The 20373-nt window shown below is 70.7% G+C and carries 19 protein-coding genes; 11 read left to right on the top strand and 8 right to left on the bottom strand.

What is annotated here, in order from left to right; all coding sequences use genetic code 11:
- Positions 1-103: 103 nt before the first annotated feature.
- A complete protein-coding gene (locus AB0K60_RS33750) occupies positions 104-1750 on the bottom strand; it encodes a serine/threonine-protein kinase (protein WP_364064571.1) in 1647 nt (548 codons plus the stop codon).
- Between the two features lie 487 nt (positions 1751-2237).
- On the opposite strand from AB0K60_RS33750, the gene AB0K60_RS33755 reads away from it, so the two are divergent.
- On the top strand, positions 2238-2510 hold the full coding sequence (locus AB0K60_RS33755) for a GlsB/YeaQ/YmgE family stress response membrane protein (RefSeq protein WP_364064574.1): 273 nt from the start codon (positions 2238-2240) through the stop codon (positions 2508-2510).
- A gap of 306 nt (positions 2511-2816) precedes the next feature.
- Here AB0K60_RS33755 and AB0K60_RS33760 read toward each other — a convergent pair whose 3' ends face one another.
- The 7 genes from AB0K60_RS33760 to AB0K60_RS33790 all read right to left on the bottom strand — a co-directional run bounded on the left by AB0K60_RS33760 (position 2817) and on the right by AB0K60_RS33790 (position 9597).
- Complete coding sequence (locus tag AB0K60_RS33760) at positions 2817-3770, bottom strand: sporulation protein (protein WP_364064576.1); 954 nt, start codon at positions 3768-3770, stop codon at positions 2817-2819.
- Between the two features lie 284 nt (positions 3771-4054).
- Positions 4055-5383 carry a Na+/H+ antiporter NhaA gene (gene nhaA, locus AB0K60_RS33765; protein WP_364064652.1) on the bottom strand — a complete coding sequence of 443 codons (1329 nt, stop codon included), beginning with the start codon at positions 5381-5383 and terminating at the stop codon, positions 4055-4057.
- Positions 5384-5680: 297 nt separating this feature from the next.
- A complete protein-coding gene (locus AB0K60_RS33770; protein WP_364064578.1) occupies positions 5681-5923 on the bottom strand; it encodes a hypothetical protein in 243 nt (80 codons plus the stop codon).
- A gap of 49 nt (positions 5924-5972) precedes the next feature.
- Complete coding sequence (locus tag AB0K60_RS33775; RefSeq protein WP_364064581.1) at positions 5973-6653, bottom strand: spermidine synthase; 681 nt, start codon at positions 6651-6653, stop codon at positions 5973-5975.
- Positions 6654-6834: 181 nt separating this feature from the next.
- Complete coding sequence (locus AB0K60_RS33780; protein ID WP_364064583.1) at positions 6835-7653, bottom strand: class II fructose-bisphosphate aldolase; 819 nt, start codon at positions 7651-7653, stop codon at positions 6835-6837.
- A 170-nt stretch (positions 7654-7823) separates the two neighbouring features.
- On the bottom strand, positions 7824-8708 hold the full coding sequence (locus AB0K60_RS33785; protein WP_364064585.1) for a sugar isomerase: 885 nt from the start codon (positions 8706-8708) through the stop codon (positions 7824-7826).
- Positions 8709-8838: 130 nt separating this feature from the next.
- Positions 8839-9597 (bottom strand): DeoR/GlpR family DNA-binding transcription regulator, encoded by a 759-nt coding sequence (locus tag AB0K60_RS33790; RefSeq protein ID WP_364064587.1) that lies wholly within the window; start codon positions 9595-9597, stop codon positions 8839-8841.
- 274 nt (positions 9598-9871) lie between these two features.
- Between AB0K60_RS33790 and AB0K60_RS33795 the strand changes: the two genes are divergently transcribed.
- From AB0K60_RS33795 to AB0K60_RS33840, 10 genes are all read left to right on the top strand, one after another.
- Positions 9872-10693 carry an endo alpha-1,4 polygalactosaminidase gene (locus tag AB0K60_RS33795; protein WP_364064590.1) on the top strand — a complete coding sequence of 274 codons (822 nt, stop codon included), beginning with the start codon at positions 9872-9874 and terminating at the stop codon, positions 10691-10693.
- A 99-nt stretch (positions 10694-10792) separates the two neighbouring features.
- Complete coding sequence (locus tag AB0K60_RS33800) at positions 10793-12115, top strand: ABC transporter substrate-binding protein (RefSeq protein ID WP_364064592.1); 1323 nt, start codon at positions 10793-10795, stop codon at positions 12113-12115.
- Between the two features lie 47 nt (positions 12116-12162).
- A complete protein-coding gene (locus tag AB0K60_RS33805) occupies positions 12163-13191 on the top strand; it encodes a sugar ABC transporter permease (RefSeq protein WP_364064594.1) in 1029 nt (342 codons plus the stop codon).
- The gene (locus AB0K60_RS33810; RefSeq protein ID WP_364064597.1) at positions 13188-14078 is read left to right on the top strand and encodes a carbohydrate ABC transporter permease; all 891 of its coding nucleotides are present in this window, start codon (positions 13188-13190) and stop codon (positions 14076-14078) included. The genes AB0K60_RS33805 and AB0K60_RS33810 overlap by 4 nt, the downstream gene beginning before the upstream one ends.
- An 86-nt stretch (positions 14079-14164) precedes the next feature.
- On the top strand, positions 14165-15157 hold the full coding sequence (locus AB0K60_RS33815) for a carbohydrate kinase family protein (RefSeq protein WP_364064599.1): 993 nt from the start codon (positions 14165-14167) through the stop codon (positions 15155-15157).
- Between the two features lie 7 nt (positions 15158-15164).
- Entirely contained in the window at positions 15165-16475 is a 1311-nt protein-coding gene (locus AB0K60_RS33820; protein ID WP_364064601.1) for an alpha-glucosidase/alpha-galactosidase, read from the top strand.
- 283 nt (positions 16476-16758) lie between these two features.
- Positions 16759-17373 (top strand): helix-turn-helix domain-containing protein, encoded by a 615-nt coding sequence (locus AB0K60_RS33825; RefSeq protein ID WP_364064604.1) that lies wholly within the window; start codon positions 16759-16761, stop codon positions 17371-17373.
- Positions 17373-17570 (top strand): ferredoxin, encoded by a 198-nt coding sequence (locus tag AB0K60_RS33830; protein WP_364064606.1) that lies wholly within the window; start codon positions 17373-17375, stop codon positions 17568-17570. The genes AB0K60_RS33825 and AB0K60_RS33830 overlap by 1 nt, the downstream gene beginning before the upstream one ends.
- Positions 17570-18841, top strand: a complete 1272-nt coding sequence (locus AB0K60_RS33835; protein WP_364064608.1) for a cytochrome P450 — start codon at positions 17570-17572, stop codon at positions 18839-18841. The genes AB0K60_RS33830 and AB0K60_RS33835 overlap by 1 nt, the downstream gene beginning before the upstream one ends.
- A 323-nt stretch (positions 18842-19164) precedes the next feature.
- Positions 19165-20346 carry a hypothetical protein gene (locus tag AB0K60_RS33840; protein ID WP_364064611.1) on the top strand — a complete coding sequence of 394 codons (1182 nt, stop codon included), beginning with the start codon at positions 19165-19167 and terminating at the stop codon, positions 20344-20346.
- Positions 20347-20373 lie beyond the last annotated feature (27 nt).

Genomic DNA, 20373 nt, shown 5'->3' on the forward strand with positions numbered 1-20373 from the left:
CTACCCTCACCTTACGTAGTCGCAAAGTCTAATCATGGACTCTGTTCACACGCTGACCACCGGCGTTCACCCCCTCATCACCGGCGGCGCGGGTTGCCTGGCGTCAAGGGAGCCGGGCGATGGTGAAGTCGTCGAAATAGGCCCGGGAGTTGCCGTCGTTGTCCTCGGAGAAGAGCCCGAAGCGGGGCGGGCCGACGGCCCTGTCCACCTTGGTGTCCACCACCCGGGTGACGAGCTGATCGCCAGCCCACAACGCCAGGCGTACCTCGCCGTCGCCGCGTACGCACTCGGCGCGGAGCACGGTTTTCCCCCGGACGCCGATCCGCGGCACCTGGATGTCGCCGGTCATGTCGGCCCAGACCCCGCCGTCCACCTTGACGACCTTCGCGTACGCGTCGGCGCGGAACTCCAGGATGTAGAAGGCGTCGTTGGCGTCCTGATCGTCGATGGAGTATTCGCAGTAGACCCCGTACCAACTGCCGGGATTGGTCTGCGAGAAATCGACCTTCATGGACACGAGTGCGTGGTCGGGGAGGCCCGCGCTCGCCGGCGCGGCGATCCACGACTTCCCGGCCCCCTTCATCGTGTACCTGCCGTCGCCGGTGTATCCCCGGTCGGTGTCCACCCTCGTGCCCGAGTTGGGCCATCCCGAGGTGTCTGCGGCGAACGTCTCGCTGTACGCCGCCTGACCGCTGGGAGGGGTTTCGGGCATCCAGTCCGGACCCCATACCAGGAAGGCCGTCACGGCCAGCGCGCTCACGGTCAGGGCCGTCCCCGCGCCGATCAGTGCCGTGCGCCGCCTGCGCCGCGCCCATTTGTCCGGTGCGGGGGACGTCCGCACCGGGATGTGGGCCGGGTTTCCCCTGCTGCCCATCGTGCTCAGGTCGAGGCGTACGGTGCCGGCGATCTGGGCGGAGTCGGCGTCCGGGCGCCGTACCAGCGCGGCCAGCAGTTGCTGTGCGGTCGGGCGCTTGGCCGGGTCCTTGTTGAGCGCCGCCGCGACGATCGGCCGCAGGCCGGGATCGATCTGGCTCAGATCGGGCTCCTCGTGGACGACCCGGTACATCGCGTGCGGCACGCTCTTGGAGGCGAACGGCGAGGCGCCCACGCTGGCCGCGACCACCACGCAGCCCCAGGCGAAGATGTCCGCGGGCGGGCCCACCTGCTCGCCCTGCAGCAGTTCGGGCGCCATGTACTCGGGGGTGCCGAGGACCTGGCCGGTGGCGGTCTGCCTGTCGCCGGCGTCCAGCGCGCGGGCGATGCCGAAGTCGATCACGCGGGGGCCGAGCGGGGAGAGCAGCACGTTCGCGGGTTTGAGGTCGCGGTGCACCAGCCCGGCGCCGTGGATGGCGGTGAGCGCGGTCGCCATGCCCACCGCGAGCGCCTCGACGTTGGAGCCGGTGAGCGGGCCGTTCTCGCGCAGCATGCGGCCGAGGTCGGGTCCGGCGACGTACTCGGTGACGACCCACAGCGGGTCGCCGTCCAGTTGCGCGTCGAGCACCGGTGCGGTGCAGAACCGCCGCACCCGCCGGGCCGCCTCCACCTCGCGCCGGAACCGCGCCCGAAATTCCGGATCATTGGCGAGGTGGCGATTGATCACTTTGATCGCGACCGCGCCCGAGGGCCCGTCGGCCAGGTAAACCGTGCCCATGCCGCCCTGCCCCAGCCTGCTGGCCACGCGATAGGGGCCGAGTTGTATGGGGTCGCCCGAATCCAGGGCAAGGACGGGAGGAAGTCCGTAGACCGTCACGTTGTACGATCCTAACGACGTCCATTACCCACATTGTGGGACATAGCGCAATTCATACCGGCGAATTTGCGTGAATGATGGGGAATTCCTGCCTACGGATCAGACCGTCGGCACCACCATCGGGGTGCCGGTGACCGGGTCGGGGACGACGACGCAGGGCAGATCGAAGACCGCGTGCACGTCCCGCCCATCGAACTCGACCGCGCTCGCAGCGGGCCTCAGCAGCCGGACCAGGGCGCGCGTCGGCCTTCATCACCGCCTTCATGAAGGAGTACGCCTGCACGCCCGGCCGGTACGCGCAGGGACGCGAAGGCCGCCCGCCACGGCCGAGCCGTACCGCCGGGACGAGGTGAGCGGCTCGACGGCGAGCACGCGGCCTTCCGCTCGCGGGAACCGTGCGGGGCGCGAAAGCGTTCAAGAGGATGATCGGCCTCGTCGTCATCGGCTGGCAAGGACGGCCGAAGGCCGCTGCGTGGGAGCGTGCGCCATGGAAGTAACCGGCATCATTTCCGCCCTCATCATCGGACTCATCATCGGAGCGCTCGGACGGCTCGTGGTCCCCGGCCGTCAGCGCATGCCGATCTGGCTCACCATGATCATCGGCATCGTCGCCGCGTTGATCGGCACCGCCGTCGCGACCGTGCTCGGCGTCGCCGACACCCGCGGCATCGACTGGATCGAGCTGGCCATCCAGGTGGCGCTGGCCGCCGGAGGCGTGGCGCTGGCGACGGGCACCTACGGCAGACGTGGCATCCGCTGACCGAACCGACCAAACCGAGTAGCCGAGACTAAACGGCCTAATTCCGACGCCCGGACGTCACCGCTTGACGCCGGGCGTCGGCATATACGGCCCGCCCCGCCGACAGGGCCGTTCCCCTCATGGGCGGCACGGCCATCCGCCGCCGTGCGACCATCCTCGGCGGCGACCATCCCGCCACCACCTAGCGGCGACGCCCGAAGACAGGCCCCCCGTGGACGCCAGGCGTCGGCATGTACCGCCCGCCTGCCTCCACGGCGGGGTCATACCCGTTGTGAGCGGCAGCGGCCATCCGCCGCCGTGCGGCCGTCAGTCCTCTTCCTCTTCCTCTCCCTCGAACATGTCGCCGATCTCGTCGATCACCTCGGCGGCGATCATGCCGCCCACCACTCCGGCGGCTCCGGCCGCGGCGACGGTCCCGAGGTCGTGCCCGCCGTGGTGGGAGTCGTGGTCGTAGGGGTCGTGGTGGCCGCCGTACCCGCCGTGTCCGCCGTGCTGCGCGAGCGCGGTGAGCCAGCCGTTGATCTCGGCGGCCCAGTCGCGGTGCAGGGCCTCCTCGTGGCTCGCCCGCCAGCGGCCGAAGGAGTCGCCGGAGTAGCCCGAGTGGCCGCCGCGCGCGTCGGCCTCCAGCACGATGTCCAGCCCGGCGGGGCTCGCGACGAAGGTCAGCTCGATCTCGTTGACCACGTGGGCGTACGCGGGCGGCGGGTAGAACTCGATCTCCTGGTAGAACGGCAGGTGCTGGTCGACGCCGTACAGGCTGCCCACCTCCAGGTCGGCGCCCTTGAACTGGAAGCCGAGCCGGGCGAACGCCTGGAGCACGACGTCCTGGGACGGCAGCGGGTTGACCCGTATGGCGTCGAGGTCGCCCTTGTCCACCGCCTTGGCGATCGCCAGCTCGGTGCGCACGCCCATGGCCATGCCGTGCAGCGGCTCGTTCCACACCTCGGTGACCGGGGTCTCCCACGGCACCGGGAACTCGAACGGCAGGACGCGCTCCTCGCCGGTGCCGAGGCGGAACGGGCCGGACACCTCGGTCCGGTAGAACTCCATCAGGCCGGTCTGCTCACCCTCGCCGTGCTCAGCCTCGACCCGGGTGACGAGCCCGAGGGCGATGTACTCGATGTCGGCGTCGAAGTCGCCGCCCTTGAGCCGGACCTCGCCGCGCATCGTCTCGCCGGGCCGTACCCCGGGGGTGGCCAGGACCGTGTCCACCGACGGCGCGCCGACACCGAACGCTCCGAGCAACCGTTTGAAGACCACGACTTCCCTCCTGCGTGCAAAATGTGATCGCCGTTCGAACGATCACCGAGGCGGGAGGGTTCCCGCCCTGTCCAGGGTCGCCGGACACGGCCGCGCCAGGAAGCGGAACGGCCGTATCGGCGGGGATGAAGGCAATTTGTAGCGCGCCGGATACCATCCGTTTCGCGGGGAATCGCCCCACAGGTCACGTTCGGCGGGCCGCTGCGGTGATCTACCGGCACGCCATCGGGAGGAAGGAGCCCGGGCAGACCGGTCGCGGGGAGGGCCGCGGCCCCGGCGGGGCGTCAGCCGCCGTTTCCGGGCGCCGGGTCCGGCTCGTAGTTGTCGGGGACGCCGTCGTGGTCGCGGTCGGCCATCTCCTGCTCGTGGATGCGCCGGTAGACGCGATCGCGCAGGTGCAGAATCACCATCGCCAGCAGCACCGCCGCCAGCGAGCCAGCCAGGACCGCCAGCTTGACCTGGTCGTTCCTGTCGGTGCCGATGCCGAACGCCAGCTCGCCGATGAGCAGCGACACCGTGAACCCGATCCCGCCCAGCACCGATAGGCCGAGCACGTCCACCCAGCTCAGGTCCTCGTCCAGGTCGGCGTGGCTGAAGCGGGCCACCAGCCAGGTGGCCAGCATGATCCCGACGGGTTTGCCCACGACGAGCCCGACGATCACCCCGATCGCGACCGGGTCGCTCAGCACCGCGCCCAGACCGGTCACGCCGCCCAGCGGCACCCCCACCGACAACAACGCGAACACCGGTACGGCGAAGCCCGCCGACAGCGGCCGGAACCGGTGCTCGAAGTGCTCGGCCAGGCCCGGCCCGGCCTCCGGCCCGCCCGCCTTCTCGCTGCGCACCACCGGCACGGCCAGCGCCAGCAGCACCCCGGCGACGGTGGCGTGCACCCCCGAGGCGTGCACCAGCGTCCAGGTGGCGACGGCGAGTGGCAGCAGCAGCCACCAGGAACGCACCCGGCGCTGCACCAGCGCGGTGAACGCCGCCAGCGGCACCAGCGCCGCCGCCAGCAGCCCCGGCACGAGGTCGTCGGTGTAGAACAGCGCGATGATGACGATGGCGATCAAATCGTCTACCACGGCGAGCGTGAGCAGGAAAGTGCGCAGGGCCGTCGGCAGGAACCGCCCGATGACCGCGAGCACGGCCAGCGCGAACGCGATGTCGGTCGCGGTCGGGATCGCCCACCCCGCCGCGGCGCCCTCGGTGCCACGCGTGATCGCCAGATACAGCAGGGCCGGCACGATCATCCCGCCCACGGCGGCGGCGACAGGAACCGCAGCCTGCCGTACGTCCCGCAGATCGCCGACCACGAACTCGCGCTTAAGCTCCAGACCCGCGACGAAGAAGAAGATCGCCAGCAGCCCGTCGGCGGCCCAGGTGGCCAGGCTCAGGTCCAGGTGCAGCGCGGCGGGACCAATCGTGAACTCGCGTACCGTGTCGTAAGAGCCGGCCCAGGGCGAGTTCGCCCAGATCATCGCCGTCAGCGCCCCCGCCAGCAGCAACGCCCCACCCACGGTCTCCTGCCGGAGAATGTCGGCGACCCGGCGCGTCTCGCTCCAGGACCCTCGACCGAACAGGACAAACTGCCGCCGCTTGCCGCGCACGCCCATAAAAACTCCGATGGCCGGAAGTGTCTCGTCGTCGCCGACCAGACTTCCCGGCACACCACATTTATTGTACCCGACCGATCGGAAAACAGTCGTTTGGGAAGGAAAAGGGACGAAGTCGCCGCCTTTGGCTCGCACGCCCGAACGCCAGGGCTCGATGCCACCCCCGGCGACCAGCGGCCCGAGGACAGCATCGCCCGGAACCGCCAAGAGCCGCCGAAGGTCATCGCCACCGACGAGAGAAGCACGACCGGAGGAGCGGGCGGGACGAAACCGGGCAGCGGGCATCGGACGTGGCATTCATTGGGGGGAGCGGCGGACGACGGTGCCGGTGAGGCAGGCGTGTTCGGCCGCCCAGACGACGCGGTGGGTGGCGAGGCTCTCGGCCGCGTCGGTGGGCAGGGCGGTGGGGTCCCCGCTCTCCGCCGGGCTGGCCTCATTGCAGGGCCAGTTCCAGGCCGACTGCCCGGTGCTGATGGCCGGGTCGCTGCTCGCCTCGCTGCCGGTGATCGTCGTGTTCGTCCTGCCGCAACGCCAGTTCATTCAGGGCATCGCCCACACCGGCGTCAAAGGCCGAGCGCGTCATGACGGGTCACCGGGCGCAGGCGCGTGCGACGTAGACGAGGTCGGGGCAGCCGCGGGGGCGGGGGGTCGTCACTGTCTCGACGCCGTTGAAGCGGTCGCGCAGGCGCTGTTCGTAGGCCGGGTCGGGGCGGGCGCACCATACGGCCAGTACGCCGCCGGGGCGCAGGCGGCGGGCCAGCAGGTTCATGCCTCGATCGGCGTAGATGTCGGCGTTTGTCTCGAATACCAGCCAGTCCGAGCCGTTGTCGGTGTCGAGGCAGATCGCGTCGTAGCGATCGGGGGTGCGGTCCAGCCAGTCCAGGATGTCGGACTCGATCACTCGGACGCGGGGGTCGGCGAGGGCGGCGCCGGTGATGTGGCGCAGGAATCGGTGGTGCCAGTCGATGACGGACGCCTCGATCTCCACGACGTCGATGGCGGCCAGGCGCTTGTGGGCGATGGCGCGGACGAGGGAGAAGCCGACGCCGAGGCCGCCGATGAGCAGGCGTGGCCTGGGGGCGGCGCATCTGGCCAGGGCGGCGTCGATGAGGAGTCGCTCGGACGTTCCGTCCGAGGTGTCCATGAGGAACACGCCGTTGCTGATGATTTCGAACCGGCCGTTGACCTGCCGGAGCACCGACTCCCCGCGAGGGCCTCGCACTCGGTCGAGGACCTTGGGCGCGCCGTATCGGTCGTCGGTGAGCGTCATGCGGATGTTCTCCTTCCGCCGGGGACCTCCTTTCGGTGGGAACCGTACCGCCAAACGAGCAGCGTGATTCGTTGTTCGGCGGCGTCCGGGCCGGATGTTGGGCTGATGCTGTCCGTTGGATGGGGCGAGCGGGTGTGGTTCGCCTCTCCGCAGCCGGATCCGTCGTGATCGGGGGCAGAGGTCAGCGGATCGTGACGACCTTGAGGAAGTGGGCCACGACCTCGGCCATGGCGGTGCGGGCGGGGGCGAGGTAGCGGCGGGGGTCGACCTGGCCGGGGAGTGCCTGCCGTACGGCGTCGGTGAAGGCGATGTTGAGGGCGGTGCCGATGTTGATTTTGGCCATGCCCCCGCGTACGGCCCGGCGTAGTTCGTCGTCGGGTACGCCGGAGGAGCCGTGCAGTACCAGCGGCACCGGGAGGGCGGCGCTCAACTCGGCGATGAGGGCGTGGTCGAGCCGGGCGGTGCGCTCGGTCATCGCGTGCGAGCTGCCCACGGCGACGGCGAGCGCGTCCACGCCGGTCGCGGCGACGAACGCCGTGGCCTCCCCCGGGTCGGTCCGCGCGCCGGGCGCGTGCGCGCCGTCCTTGCCGCCGACCTCGCCCAGCTCGGCCTCCACCCACAGGCCGCGCTCGTGCGCCCAGGCGGCGGCCTCGGCGGTGCGGGCCACGTTGTCGGCGTACTCCAGCTTGGACCCGTCGTACATGATCGACCCGAAGTCGTGGTCGGCCGCCTGTCGCAGCAGGTCGAGGTCGGTGACGTGGTCCAGGTGCAGCGCGATCTCGGCCGACGACGCCCGCGCGACGGCGGCTGTCGCCGCGGCGATCGGGCCGAGCCGCCCGCCGTGGAACTTGACCGCGTTCTCGCTGATCTGGCAGATGACCGGCGTCCCGGCCTCCTCGGCCCCGGCCACGATCGCCTCGGCGTGTTCCAGCGTGATCACGTTGAAGGCGGCGACGCCGCGTCCGGCGGCGACCAGGTCGCCGGTCTTCACCAGGGGCATGGGGAACTCCTTGCGTATGACGCCCGCCGCGTCGGGGGCGCGGGCGCCCCCGGGGGTCACGCGGGGCCGGGACGTCAGGGTCGTGCGGGTGGGACACCGCCGCGATCCCCTGCGGTGTCGGGTGGTGTCGGGTGGTGTCGGGTGGTGTCGGGGTGGTGTCGGGGCGGCGATCAGGCGAGGACCACCGAGCGGGAGAGGTTGCGGGGCTGGTCCGGGTCGAGGCCCTTGGCCTCGGCGAGCTCGACGGCGAGCCGCTGGACGCGGATCAGGTCCGCCACCGGATCGAGCTGCGAGACCGAGACGATCGCGCCGGTCCGCGCCACCTCGTCGGCGAGCCCGGCGGGCGGCTCGCCGAAGAACCAGACGACGCTGCCGGAGTCGGTCACGCTGATCGGGCCGTGCCGGTACTCCATCGCCGGATACGACTCGGTCCACGACCCGGACGCCTCCCGGACCTTCAGCGCCGCCTCGTTCGCGATCCCGACGCTCCACCCCGTGCCCAGGAACGTGAACTGGGTACGGCCCGCCGCCCCCGCCGGCGGCGCCGCGGCGATCGCCTCGGCGGCCTGGCCGGGCAGGCCATCGGGCAGCACCGAGGGTTCGGACAGGGCCAGATGCGCGCGCAGGAGGGTCAGCGCGGACGTCGCGAACCGCGTCTGCACGACCGACTTCTCGTCGGCGAAGGACAGGTCGATCACCACGTCGGCCACGTCCGAGATCGGCGTGGCAGGGTCGCCGGTGAGCGCCGTCGTCGGCCGCGAGACGCCCCGCAGCAGTTCCAGCACCTCGGTCGTGGTGCCGGAGCGGCAGATCGTCACCACCCGGTCGTAGCCGCGCCGCCGGGGGAACTCCGAGGCCGCGAAGGCGTCGGTCTCCCCCAGCCCGGCGGACTCGCGCAGTCCCGCGTACGCCTGCGCCATGAACAGCGAGGTGCCGCACCCGACCACGGCCACGCGCTCCCCGGGAGCGGGCAGCCCCTCGACGGACCCGGCGAGCTCGATGGCCCGGTCCCAGCAATCCGGCTGGCTCGCGATCTCCCCCGCGACGAACGTCATCTCACACCTCTGACGCGCAGTTATGAGTGATTTGCGACTTAAACGTACAAGTCCGCTCACAGCCGCGCAAGAACGTCTCGCCATCGAGGTCAGCAGGCGTGCGCCCCCCACGGGAGGCGGGGCCGTCCGGTCAGACGGTGGTGACGGTGACCCCGGCGTCGGCGATGGCCGCCAGGTGGGTCTCGGAGGCGCCCGCGTCGGTGATGAGGCGGTGGACGTCGCTCAGCGGGCAGATCTTGGCGAACGTGACCTTGCCGATCTTGGTGTGGTCGGCCACCACGATGATCTCGCCGCTGCTGCGGGCGAAGGCGCGGTCGGTGGCCGCCTCCAGGTGGTCGTGGGTGGTGCAGCCGTGCCCGGCGCTGATGCCGTCCACGCCGAGGAAGGTCACGTCGGTGTGGTAGTCGGCGAGCGTCTTCTCCGCGATCGGCCCGACCAGCTCGTAGCTCTCGCTGCGCGCGTTGCCGCCGATCACGACCAGCGTGGCGTGCTTGTGCAGCACGACCTCGGCGGCGATGTTCACCGCGTTGGTGACGATGGTGATCGGCCCGCGCTCCACCAGCCGCCGCGCCACCTCGGTGGTCGTGGTGCCGCCGGTGAGGCCGACCACCGCGCCGACCGGCACCAGGTCGGCCGCGGCCTTGGCGATGGCCCGCTTCTCCGGCCGGCGGCTCTCCATGCGGTGCTGGATCGGCACCTCGATGCTGAGCCCGCCGAGGACCGCCCCGCCGTGCGTGCGGCGCAGCAGGTTCCGCTCGCTCAGATGCTGCAGATCGCGTCGCACGGTGGCCCCGGAGACGTTCAGCAGCCTGGACAGCTCGTTGACGTCGATGCTGCCCCGCTCCGCGACATGCTCAAGTATCCGCGCATGACGCTCAGTTCTCAGCATCCCATGAGCATAACCGGCCCCACCCCGTCGCCCGGTACACGTTTTGCGCAGCGATACGGCGAAGCACACAGGATCGGCGGAGATCCATGCACATTCACGCTCTTGACATGAGCAGTTTTGCTCGATTTACTCCGAGTCACGCTGGAGTTGAACACTCCGCGCAGAGGTACGCCTAGCCGGTAGGTGGCTGCGCCACGAGTCCGGCCCGAGTCGCCAGGATCGCTACGCGCATCCGAGGCGGGGACGTCCCCTCCACTCACCTGGAGAGCGATACATGAGCCCCACCCCCGTTCGTGTCCGATTCCCCGGTTTCATCGCGGCGGTCGCCGTCGCCGTCGGCGCGGCCCTCGCCGCGACCCTGCTCATCCCGCCCGCCACCGCGGCGGCGGTCACCCCGCCCCCGCCGGGGGCGAAGTTCGACTACCAGATCGGCGGCGCGTACACACCCCCTTCCGGGGTCACCGTCGTCAGCCGGGACCGCGGGGACGCCCCCGCGCCCGGCCTGTACAACATCTGCTACGTCAACGCCTTCCAGGTCCAGCCCGGCGAACAGGGCGACTGGGACGCCGATCTGCTGCTGCGCGACTCCGCCGGCCGGCTCGTGATCGACGAGGACTGGGGCGAGCCGCTGCTCGACCTGCGCACCGCCGACAAGCGGCAGCGCATCGCCGCCAAGGTCAACGGGTGGATCAGCGAGTGCGCCGACGACGGCTTTCAGGCGGTCGAACCGGACAATTACGACAGCTACACGCGTTCGAAGAACCTGGTGACCGCCGCCCACGCGCAGGCGTACATCCGCCTGCTGTCCGCCCACGCGCACGGCCAGGGCCTGGCGATCGCGCAGAAGAACACGGTCGAGCTGGCCGGCGACCGCGTCCAGAACGGCCTGGACTTCGCGATCGCGGAGGAGTGCGGCTACTACCGCGAGTGCGGTGACTACACCGCCGAGTTCGGCGACAACGTCATCGTGATCGAGTACACCTCCCAGGGTCTCTCCCGTGCCTGCTCGGGCTTCCGCAACCGGCTCAGCATCGTCCGCCGCGACGTGGACGTCTCCCCCGCGGGCAGCCCCGGCTACGTCTACCGGACCTGCTGACCCGCCCCCTGCCCATCCCATCCACCCGTCCCGCCTCCCGTCCAGTCAGCCCCCGATCTCACGCCCGCCGCCCGCCGTCGTTCCCCATCGGAGGTCCAGATGACTCCCCCGCCCTACTCCCGGCGACAGCTTCTGCGTGGCGGTGCCCTCGCCTTCGCCGCGCTCGCCGCCGCCGCGTGCGCCCCCGGCTCCGGCACCTCCACCGGCGGCGCGGGCGGCGGCGGGTCGGCCGGGCCGGTCACGATCGAGATGTGGCACGGCCAGTCCGACTTCGCGCTAGAGGCGATCAAGAAACTCGTGGCCGACTTCGAGAAGTCGCATCCCACGATCAAGGTGGACATCAGCGGCGGCGTGGTCGCCGACGCGATGCTGCAGAAGGTCACCGCCGCGCTCGCCTCGGACTCACCCCCGGACATCGCCTACATCTTCGGCTCCGACCTGCCGAACGTGGCCCGCAGCCCGAGGGTGGCCGACCTCACCGACATGGTGAACTCCGGCCCGACGCCCTGGCAGGACTACTGGCAGTCGGTACGCGACGTCGTCACGATCAAGGGCCGGGTGCGCGCCATGCCCGCCCTGGTCGACTCGCTCGCCGTGGTCTGCAACAAGAAGCTCTTCGAGGAGGCGAAGATCCCGCTGCCGCAGGCGGGCTGGACCTGGGATGACTTCGTCGAGACCGCCCGCGAACTCACCGACCCCAAGCGCAAGGTCTTCGGCACCGGCTGGCCGGGCGCGGGCGACGAGGACACGGTGTGGCGCATCTGGCCGCTCGTGTGGGACCTCGGCGGCGACGTCGTCGGCGCGGACGGCCGCAGCAACGGCTTCGCGGGCGTGGGCGCGCAGGCCCTGCAGGTCGTGGAACGGCTCGCCAAGGACGGCAGCGTGTACATCGACCCCAAGCCGGGCAGCGAGCAGATGTACCAGGTGTTCCTGTCCGGCCGCATGGGCATGGTGCCCACCGGCCCCTGGCAGTTGCCGGACGTCATCGACGCCAAGATCGACTACCACGTGGTCCCGCTGCCGAGCTTCAGCGGACGCCCGGTCACGATCGCGGGCCCCGACACCTGGACCGTGTTCGACAACGGCCCCGACCGGCTCAAGGCCGCCCAGACCCTCGTCACCTGGCTGACCCAGCCCGCCCAGGACGTACGGTGGGACGTCGACGCCGGCAGCCTCCCGCTGAGCAAGGGCACCCAGGCCCTGCCCGAGTGGACCGAGCACGCGGAGAAGACCGAGGGCCTGGCCACGTTCGTCACCGCGCTGCAGTCCGCCCGCGGCCGACCCGCGAACCCCGCCTACCCGCAGGTGTCCACGGCCGTCGGCGAGGCCATCGTCGCCGTACTGCTCGGCAGGAGCACCCCGGCCGACGCGATCGCCGCCGCCACCACGAAGGCGGACGCGGCCCTGCGCGTGCCGAACTGATCCGCATCGACCTGACCGGATCCGCCGAACAGGTTGAGGAGATCACCATGCCAGGCCTGCCCAAACCGATCACCGTCGCCGACCCCGTCGCCGACCTCGGCCCCGGCGGTCGTGCCGCCCGGTCGCCCGCGCGGCATGGGCGGCGATCCGGCCCGCGCCGGGGCGAGAACCTCGCCGGCTGGGCGTTCATCTCCCCGTCGGTGCTCGTCATCATCGGGCTGGCGGTGGTGCCCGTCGGCTGGTCGCTGCTGCTGTCCTTCCAGGCCAACGACCTGGTCACGCCCGGCCGGTGGGTGGGCCTGGACAACTATCGGGCGCTCGCCGAGGACCCCGCGTTCGGGCAGGCCGTACGCAACACGCTGCTGTACACGGCGCTGTACGTGCCGCTCAGCGTCGGCCTCGGGCTCGCGCTCGCGCTGGTGCTCAACCGGAACATCCGGCTCGTCGGGCTGTACCGGGTGCTGTTCTTCGTGCCGTTCGTGATCTCGGCGACCGCGCAGGGCACGTTGTTCTCCTTCGTGCTCGACCCGGAGTTCGGCGTGGCCAACTCGGTGCTGTACTCGCTCGGCCTGGAACCGCAGGGCTTCCTCACCGATCCGGGGCAGGCGCTGCTCACGCTCGTCGGGATCACGCTGTGGAGCGGCACCGGGTTCTGCGTGGTGGTGTACCTGGCGGCGCTGCAGGACGTGCCCCCATCGCTGATCGAGGCCGCGCGGCTGGACGGCGCGGGCGCGTGGCGGCTGCTGTGGCACATCACGCTGCCCACGCTCGTGCCGGTGACCGTGTTCCTGGTGCTGTGGCAGCTCATCATGTCGCTGCAGGTCTTCGACCTGGTGTACGTCACGACCAAGGGCGGGCCGCTCGGGGCCACCACGGTCATCGTCTACTTCATCTGGGAGCAGGCGTTCAAGAACTTCACCGCCGGGTACGGCGCGGCGGCGGCGTACGTGCTGGCGGTGGCGCTGTTCGCGGTCGCGATCCTGCAGCGGGTGCTGCGGCGGCGGCAGGGCGAGCCACAGGAACGGCTCGCGGTCCGGCATCCCGGCGACGGCCATCCAAAGGGGAGCACGCCATGACGGCGACGATCACCCAGCGGGACGCCGCGCGCCGCCCGGCCGCCTCGCCGCCCGCGTCGCGGCGGAGGCGGCGGCTGCTGCCGTTCAGTCCCTGGCATCTGCTGCTCGCGCCGCTCGCGCTGCTGTTCGCGATCCCGCTGATCTGGCTGCTGCTCAGCTCGGTGATGAGCAACGCGGAGATCAACCGGTTCCCGCCCGCGTTGTGGCCGTCGGGGGTGAATCTCGGCGGATACCAGTACGTGTTCAACAACGCCGGGTTCCCGCGCTGGTTCCTCAACTCGACGATCGTCTCGCTGGTGACGGTCGCGACCAACCTCGTGCTCGGGTCGCTGGCGGGCTACGCGTTCGCCCGGATGCGGTTCTTCGGGTCCCGGACGCTGCTGGCGCTGATGCTGGCCACGATGGCGATCCCGTTCCAGCTCACGATGATCCCGACGTTCCTGATCATGAAGCGGTTCGGGCTCATCGACACGCTGGGGGCGCTGATCGTGCCCTCGCTGGTGACGCCGTTCGCCGTGTTCCTGCTGCGGCAGTTTTTCCTGTCGCTGCCCAGGGAACTGGAGGAGGCGGCGTGGATCGACGGTTGCGGGCGGTTGCGGGTGCTGGTGCGCATCGTGCTGCCGCTGTCGCGTCCGGCGTTGAGCACCGTGGCCGTGCTCACGTTCCTGTCCACCTGGAACGACCTGACCTGGCCGTTGATCGCGCTCAACCACGAGAGCCAGTACACGCTGCAGCTCGGCCTGGCGACGTTTCATGGAAAGCACCTCACGAACTGGTCGGCGCTGATGGCCGGAAACGTGATCACCGTACTGCCGGTGCTGCTCGCCTTCCTCGGCGCGCAGAAGGCGTTCGTGCGGTCGATCACGAGCAGCGGGTTGAAGGGCTGAGTTCACCTCGATCCACCGACAGAGCTCAATACTCGCCCGTCATACGGTCCACAACCATGCCACGCCACAACCACGGGGGACGCCGGATGCCATACGCCTTCGATCTGCTCGTCGTCGGGGACGCCAACCCCGACGTGATCGCCGGACCGCTGCCGGAGGCCATCGCCTTCGGCCAGCGCGAGCAACTCGTCGACAGCGGAACGCTCACGCTCGGCGGCAGCGCGGCGATCATGGCCTGCGGCGCGGCGCGGCTCGGCCTCCGGGTCGCCTTCGCCGGGCGGGTGGGCGACGACGACGCGGGCCGGTACGTCCGGGACACCCTCGCCTCGCGCGGGGTGGACGTCAGCGGGCTGCGGCTCGACCCGGACCTGCCCACCCCGCTCACCGTCGTGCTGACCAGGGGCGACGACCGGGCCATCGTCACCTCGCCGGGCACGCTGGCGGCCACCTCCGGCCGGGACGTCCCCGAGTCGCTGCTCGCCCGGAGCAGGCACGTGCACGCCGCGTCCTACTTCCTGATGCCCGGGCTCGCCGCCGCGCTGCCGGACCTGTTCCGCACCGCCCACGCCCACGGGGCCTCGACCTCGCTCGACACCAACGACGACCCCGCCGGGCGGTGGGACCCCGACGGCATCGCCGCCGTGCTGCCGCACACCGACATCCTGCTGCCCAACGCCAACGAGGCGTACCGGCTCGCCCAAGCGGTCGAAGGCGGCGACGGGTCGCCGGAGGATCTTGAGGCCAACGCGCTCGCGCTGGCCGTACGCGGGCCGCTGGCGGTGGTGAAGAACGGCGCCGACGGCGCGCTGTGCCACGACGGCACGGCCGTACTGGCGACCAAGGGCATCAGCGTGACGCCCGCTGACGCGGTCGGCGCGGGCGACAGCTTCGACGCCGGGTTCGTCGCCGCCACCCTGGCCGGGCTGCCCACCGCCACCGCCCTGGAGTTCGCCGCCGTGTGCGGGGCCCTGTCCACCCGCGCCCACGGCGGCACGGCCGCCCAGCCCACCTGGGACGAGGCCCGCTCGCGGCTCGGCGGCCACAGCAGCGTCCCGACCACGCCAACCATCACGAAGTGAGATCGAAATGACCACCACGAAGATCGCGTTTATCGGCGCAGGGAGCGTCGTGTTCACCCAGGGCCTGCTCGCGGACCTGTTCGCCTACCCCGAACTGAAGGACGCCCACATCGCCCTGCACGACATCGACCCCGACCGGCTCGCCACCGCCGAGGCGGGCACCCGGCACATCGCCGCCCGGTTCGGCGCGAGCCCGCGCGTCACCGCGCACCTCGAACGGCGCGAGGCGCTCCCCGACGCCGACTTCGTGATCAACATCGTGCAGGTCGGCATGGCCGAGGCGACCCGCGTCGACTTCGAGATCCCCGCCCGGTACGGCCTGCGCCAGACGATCGGCGACACCCTCGGCGTCGGCGGCATCTTCCGCGCGCTGCGCACGTTCCCGCTGCTCAAGGCGCTGGGCGAGGACATCGCCGAGCTGTGCCCGCAGGCGTGGCTGCTCAACTACACCAACCCGATGGCGATGAACGTGGCCTACCTCGCGCGGGCGACCGGCCTGACCCGGGTGGTGGGCCTGTGCCACTCGGTCTACTGGACCATGCGCGGCCTCGCCGGCCTGGTCAAGGTGCCGTACGAGGAGATCACCTACCGGTGCGCCGGGGTGAACCACCAGGCATGGGTGCTGCGGTTCGAGCGCGACGGCGCGGACCTCTACCCGCGCCTGGACGAGGCGATCGCCGCCGACGACCAGTTGCCGCGCCGCACGCGCGTCGACATGTACCGGCGGCTGGGCTACTTCCCCACCGAGTCCAGCGAGCACTCGGCCGAGTACGTGCCCTGGTACCTGCACCACGACGCCGAGATCGAGCGGCTGCGGCTGCCCATCGGGGCGTACCTCGACATCGTGGCGGAGAACCAGCGCGAGTACGAGCGCACCCGCGCCGCGCTCGCCGACGGGACCCCGCTGCAGGTCGAGGGCACCCAGGAGTACGCGCCGCAGATCATCCACAGCATCGTCACCGGCCGTCCCCGCGCCGTGTACGGCAACGTGCCCAATCACGGCCTCATCCCCAACCTGCCCGCCGACGGCGTGGTGGAGGTGCCCTGCCTCGTCGACGGCACCGGCCTGCAACCCACCCGCGTCGAGCCGCTGCCCGCCCAGCTCGCCGCCCTCAACCGCGGCTACCTCAACGTCGTCGACCTGGTCGTACGCGCCGCGGTCGAGGACGACCCCCGGCACATCCGGCACGCCGCGATGGCCGACCCGGCGACCGCCGCGGCCCTGCCCGTCGAACGGATCTGGGCCCTGTGCGACGACATGGTCACCGCCCACGGCGACCGTCTCCAGCCCTCGCTGCGCGCCCGCCTCGGCGGCTGAACCCGCCTCGCCCCCGGGAGGCGCCGGCGGGACACCGGCGGGAGGTTGCGCGGCGCGTGACGGGCGGGTGGCGATACGAGGCGGCCGTCACCGCCCCCGACGCGGGGCGATGACGGCCGCCGTGGTGCTGTGCTACCTGGAGAAACGCCCGCGGTCGGGTCTGATCCCGCCTTCCGTCCCACGCGTTCGCCCGATCCGGCCGGCAGCCGGGGCCTTCGTCATTCGGTCCTCGAAATCCCCCGCGATCTTGACATAACTAAATAAATGGTTTTTTACTTCTGTCATGGGGCGCATCGCGGGTGTCACCGCGGCCGAGACTCGGAAGCGCTTGCTGCGTGCCGCCGCTGACGTCTTCGCGCAGCGGGGGTACGACGGCACGCGTGTCGCCGACATCGCCGCAGCCGCGGGCGTGAGCAACGGCGCGCTGTACGCGCACTTCGGTTCCAAGGTCGAACTTCTCGTCGCCGCGTTACGGGAGCACGGGCGGCGAAAGCTCGAGGATCTGTTCCACGAAGACCCGACGGAGTCGGTCATCAAACTGCTGCTCACCGTCGGCAACAGGCTTCCCACCGGCAAGGACGCCTCCGGCGACCTGGTGGTGGAGGCGCTCGTCGCGGCCCGCCGCGACGAGGACGTCGCCAGGCCGATGCGTGACTACATCGGTGACCGCGCCGACTGGCTCTGCGACCTCATGCGGGTCGGCCAGGACCGCGACGAGATCGATCCGGAACTGTCCCCGAAGGCGCTGGCCCACCTGTGTCTCCTGCTCGCCCTGGGCAGCACGCTCATCACGCCCGACCTGCACCCCGTCGACAAGGACGAGTGGGCCGCGTTGCTCACCCGGCTGACCTGCGCTCTGGCACGGCCCAACACCACTGCTCAGACAGGAGCACCGTAGTGAAAGTGCAGATCAATCCCGATCGCTGCCAAGGGCATGGCCGCTGCTACGACCTCGCCCCGGAACTGTTCGGAGACGACGAGGAGGGCTACGGAACCGTCCTCGGCGACGGCCTCGTGCCGCCGGACCTGGAGTCCAAGGCGCGGCGCGCGGTGGCCAACTGCCCGGAAGGCGCCATCGAACTCCAGGAGGCGTGATGACCGTCGACAAACGCTTCGCGGAGGACTTTCGGGAAGCCGACCGGGGCCTAGGGGAGAGCAGCAGGAGCAAGATCGTCACCGGGCCGGTCTCCGACTGGGCGACGGACTTCTCCCACCTGGAGCCGGAGTGGGCGGCCGACCCCTACCCGATCCAGGACGACCTGCGCGCACGCTGCCCGATCGCGCACACCGACCGCTTCGGCGGCGGCTGGCTGCCCACCCGCTACGAGGACGTCGCCGCGATCGCCTACGACACCGAGCGCTTCTCCTCCCGAGGGGTCGTCGTGAGCAATGTCCGCCCGCCGCTGGAGGTCGCCCCGGCGGGCAACGTGCCGCCGATCACGTCCGATCCCCCGTTCCACCACGACGCGCGCAAGCTGCTGCTTCCGGCGTTCACCAAGACCGCCGTCGGCAGGCTGGAGCCGTCCACCCGGGCGTTCTGCCACTCGCTCATCGACTCCTTAGCGGGCAAGGACGTCGTCGACGCCGCCACGGACTACGCCCAGCACATTCCGGTCCGGGTGATCGCCGACATGCTGGGGTTCCCGCCCGAGGACGGGCCGCGGTTCCGCGAGTTCGTCGAGATCATGCTTGAGGGCGTCAACCTGCCGACCGAGGAACGCCAGGCCAAGATCAATATGGTGTTCGACTACATCCTGGCGCAGATCCACGACCACCTCGCCAACCCGCGCGACGACCTCACCACGTACCTCATCAACGCCGAGCTGTACGGGGAGAAGCTCAGCGCGAAGCACGTGGCCGGTATGACGTCCCTGCTGCTGATCGCCGGCGTCGACACCACCTGGAGCGCGATCGGCGCCTCCCTCTGGCATCTGGCCAAGACCCCCGCCGACCGGGAACGCCTGGTCGCCGACCCCGGCCTGATCCCCACCGCCATGGAGGAGTTCCTGCGCGCGTACGCCCCCGTCACCATGGCCCGGCTGGTGAAGCAGGACATGCACTGGCGCGGCGTGGACATGAAGGCCGACGACTGGATCCTGCTGTCGTTCCCGGCCGCCAACCGCGACCCGGCGCAGTTCGACCGCGCCGACGAGGTCGTCATCGACCGCGAGGTCAACCGCCACGCCGCCTTCGGCCTCGGCATCCACCGCTGCCTCGGGTCGCACCTGGCCCGCATGGAGCTGCGCGTGGCCCTGGAGGTCTGGCTCGAACGCGTCCCGGCCTTCACGTTGACCGATCCCTCCGCCGTCACCTGGTCCACCGGCCAGGTCCGCGGCCCCCGGCACATCCCGGTCCGCATCGGCTGATCGGGCCGATACGGGCGCGACCCCCGTGGGTCGGCCTTGTTGAGGAAGCCGTCCCGGCCCGCCGAACGGGCCGGGACGGCGTGAACATTCCCGGCATCCCCGCTCGGGTCGGCCCGCACGCCGGGCGGCGATGCCCGCCTGCGCGGGCCTGGTCCATACCGAGCCGAAACCCCGGCTGAGCCGCATGGCCATATTGCGTGCCGTTGGCCGGAACAGTGTGCTCCACCCCGTTTTCCGTGCGTGACAGCCTTGCCTGACCTTCGCGACGAAGGATGAGATTCGCGCGCCGCCCCTGGTGCGGCCCGATCGCAAAGGAACCAGGCATGATGCGTACGAGCCGTTCGATCATGCGGCGCTCGGTCATGGCCATCGCGGGCATCGCCGCCACCTCACTCATGCTCACCGCCTGCGGCAGCGGCGCGGATTCCGGAAGCGGCGCGTCCGGGACGGCGGCGTCCCCGGCCGATGACCGCTTCGCGTCCCTGAACAGCGAGATCGACGCCCTGCGCGGCCCGATTGCGTGGCCGGAGCCCGAGGCGCTGTCCAAGCCGGTCGACCTCAAGGGCAAGACCATCTGGTGGGTCCCGATCGGCGCCTCCATACCGGTGATCAACGGGTTCGGCGAGGGCGTCAAGGAGGCCGTCGGCAGGCTCGGCGGCACGGTCAAGCTGTGCGACGGCAAGTTCAACCCGAGCGACATCGGCAACTGCCTCAAGCAGGCCGGGGAGCAGAAGGCCGACGGCGTCATCACGGCCTTCATCGACTACGCCATGATCCCGAACGCCTTCGACTCGCTCGTGAACCAGGGCGTGCCCGTGCTGGTGGCGGGCGTGCCGCCGACGGGCAACAAGGAGCCCGGCGACAAGTTCTCGTTCCTCGACCCGACCCCGCAGGTCATCAAGATGTACGAGACGGTCACCAAGGTCGGCCTCGTACAGAACGGCTCGAAGAGCAACGGCCTGTGGCTGCGGCTGCTCGACTCGCAGCTCACCACCCGGGCCAGCGACGCCGGCATCGCCAAGTTCAAGGAGCTGTGCCCGGACTGCCCGCTCGCCACGGTCGACTTCACCACGGCGAACGTCGACAAGCTGCCGTCCGCGGTCAGCGCCGAGCTGGTGAAGAACCCCAACGTCAACACCCTGTTCGTCCCGGTGGACAACTTCGTGCAGTCGGCCCTGCAGGGCGTGAAGACCGCGGGCAAGACCGGCATCAAGATCGTCTCCAGCAGCGGCGACCTGCAGAACATGCAGGCGGTGGCCGCCGGTGAGCAGGCCGGCGACATCGGCACCCCGGTGAACTACAGCGGCTGGCAGTACGTGAACGGCCTGATGCGGCTGCTCGCCGGCGACGAGGTGAAGCCGGTACAGACCCTGACCAACCGCTTCTTCGACGCCTCGAACGTCAAGGACCTCACGCTCACGCCCGAGGCGTACCTCACCGGCGAGTGGTACGGCGACGGCTCCTACAAGGACAAGTTCCTCGCGGCCTGGGGCGTCGCCCAGTAGTCCCGGCCGGTCGACCACCAGGGAGCA

Origin of the sequence: Thermopolyspora sp. NPDC052614 (genome assembly GCF_040678635.1) — a bacterium.
In the GTDB taxonomy this organism is placed as follows: Bacteria; Actinomycetota; Actinomycetes; order Streptosporangiales; family Streptosporangiaceae; genus Thermopolyspora.

Bases quoted from the DNA above. Each gene is read 5' to 3' on its own strand.
- AB0K60_RS33755 (WP_364064574.1), top strand. From the start codon at position 2,238: ATGGAAGTAACCGGCATCATTTCCGCCCTCATCATCGGACTCATCATC.
- nhaA (WP_364064652.1), bottom strand. From the start codon at position 5,383: ATGGGCGTGCGCGGCAAGCGGCGGCAGTTTGTCCTGTTCGGTCGAGGG.
- AB0K60_RS33770 (WP_364064578.1), bottom strand. From the start codon at position 5,923: ATGAACTGGCGTTGCGGCAGGACGAACACGACGATCACCGGCAGCGAG.
- AB0K60_RS33775 (WP_364064581.1), bottom strand. From the start codon at position 6,653: ATGACGCTCACCGACGACCGATACGGCGCGCCCAAGGTCCTCGACCGA.
- AB0K60_RS33780 (WP_364064583.1), bottom strand. From the start codon at position 7,653: ATGCCCCTGGTGAAGACCGGCGACCTGGTCGCCGCCGGACGCGGCGTC.
- AB0K60_RS33785 (WP_364064585.1), bottom strand. From the start codon at position 8,708: ATGACGTTCGTCGCGGGGGAGATCGCGAGCCAGCCGGATTGCTGGGAC.
- AB0K60_RS33790 (WP_364064587.1), bottom strand. From the start codon at position 9,597: ATGCTGAGAACTGAGCGTCATGCGCGGATACTTGAGCATGTCGCGGAG.
- AB0K60_RS33795 (WP_364064590.1), top strand. From the start codon at position 9,872: ATGAGCCCCACCCCCGTTCGTGTCCGATTCCCCGGTTTCATCGCGGCG.
- AB0K60_RS33800 (WP_364064592.1), top strand. From the start codon at position 10,793: ATGACTCCCCCGCCCTACTCCCGGCGACAGCTTCTGCGTGGCGGTGCC.
- AB0K60_RS33805 (WP_364064594.1), top strand. From the start codon at position 12,163: ATGCCAGGCCTGCCCAAACCGATCACCGTCGCCGACCCCGTCGCCGAC.
- AB0K60_RS33810 (WP_364064597.1), top strand. From the start codon at position 13,188: ATGACGGCGACGATCACCCAGCGGGACGCCGCGCGCCGCCCGGCCGCC.
- AB0K60_RS33815 (WP_364064599.1), top strand. From the start codon at position 14,165: ATGCCATACGCCTTCGATCTGCTCGTCGTCGGGGACGCCAACCCCGAC.
- AB0K60_RS33820 (WP_364064601.1), top strand. From the start codon at position 15,165: ATGACCACCACGAAGATCGCGTTTATCGGCGCAGGGAGCGTCGTGTTC.
- AB0K60_RS33825 (WP_364064604.1), top strand. From the start codon at position 16,759: ATGGGGCGCATCGCGGGTGTCACCGCGGCCGAGACTCGGAAGCGCTTG.
- AB0K60_RS33835 (WP_364064608.1), top strand. From the start codon at position 17,570: ATGACCGTCGACAAACGCTTCGCGGAGGACTTTCGGGAAGCCGACCGG.
- AB0K60_RS33840 (WP_364064611.1), top strand. From the start codon at position 19,165: ATGATGCGTACGAGCCGTTCGATCATGCGGCGCTCGGTCATGGCCATC.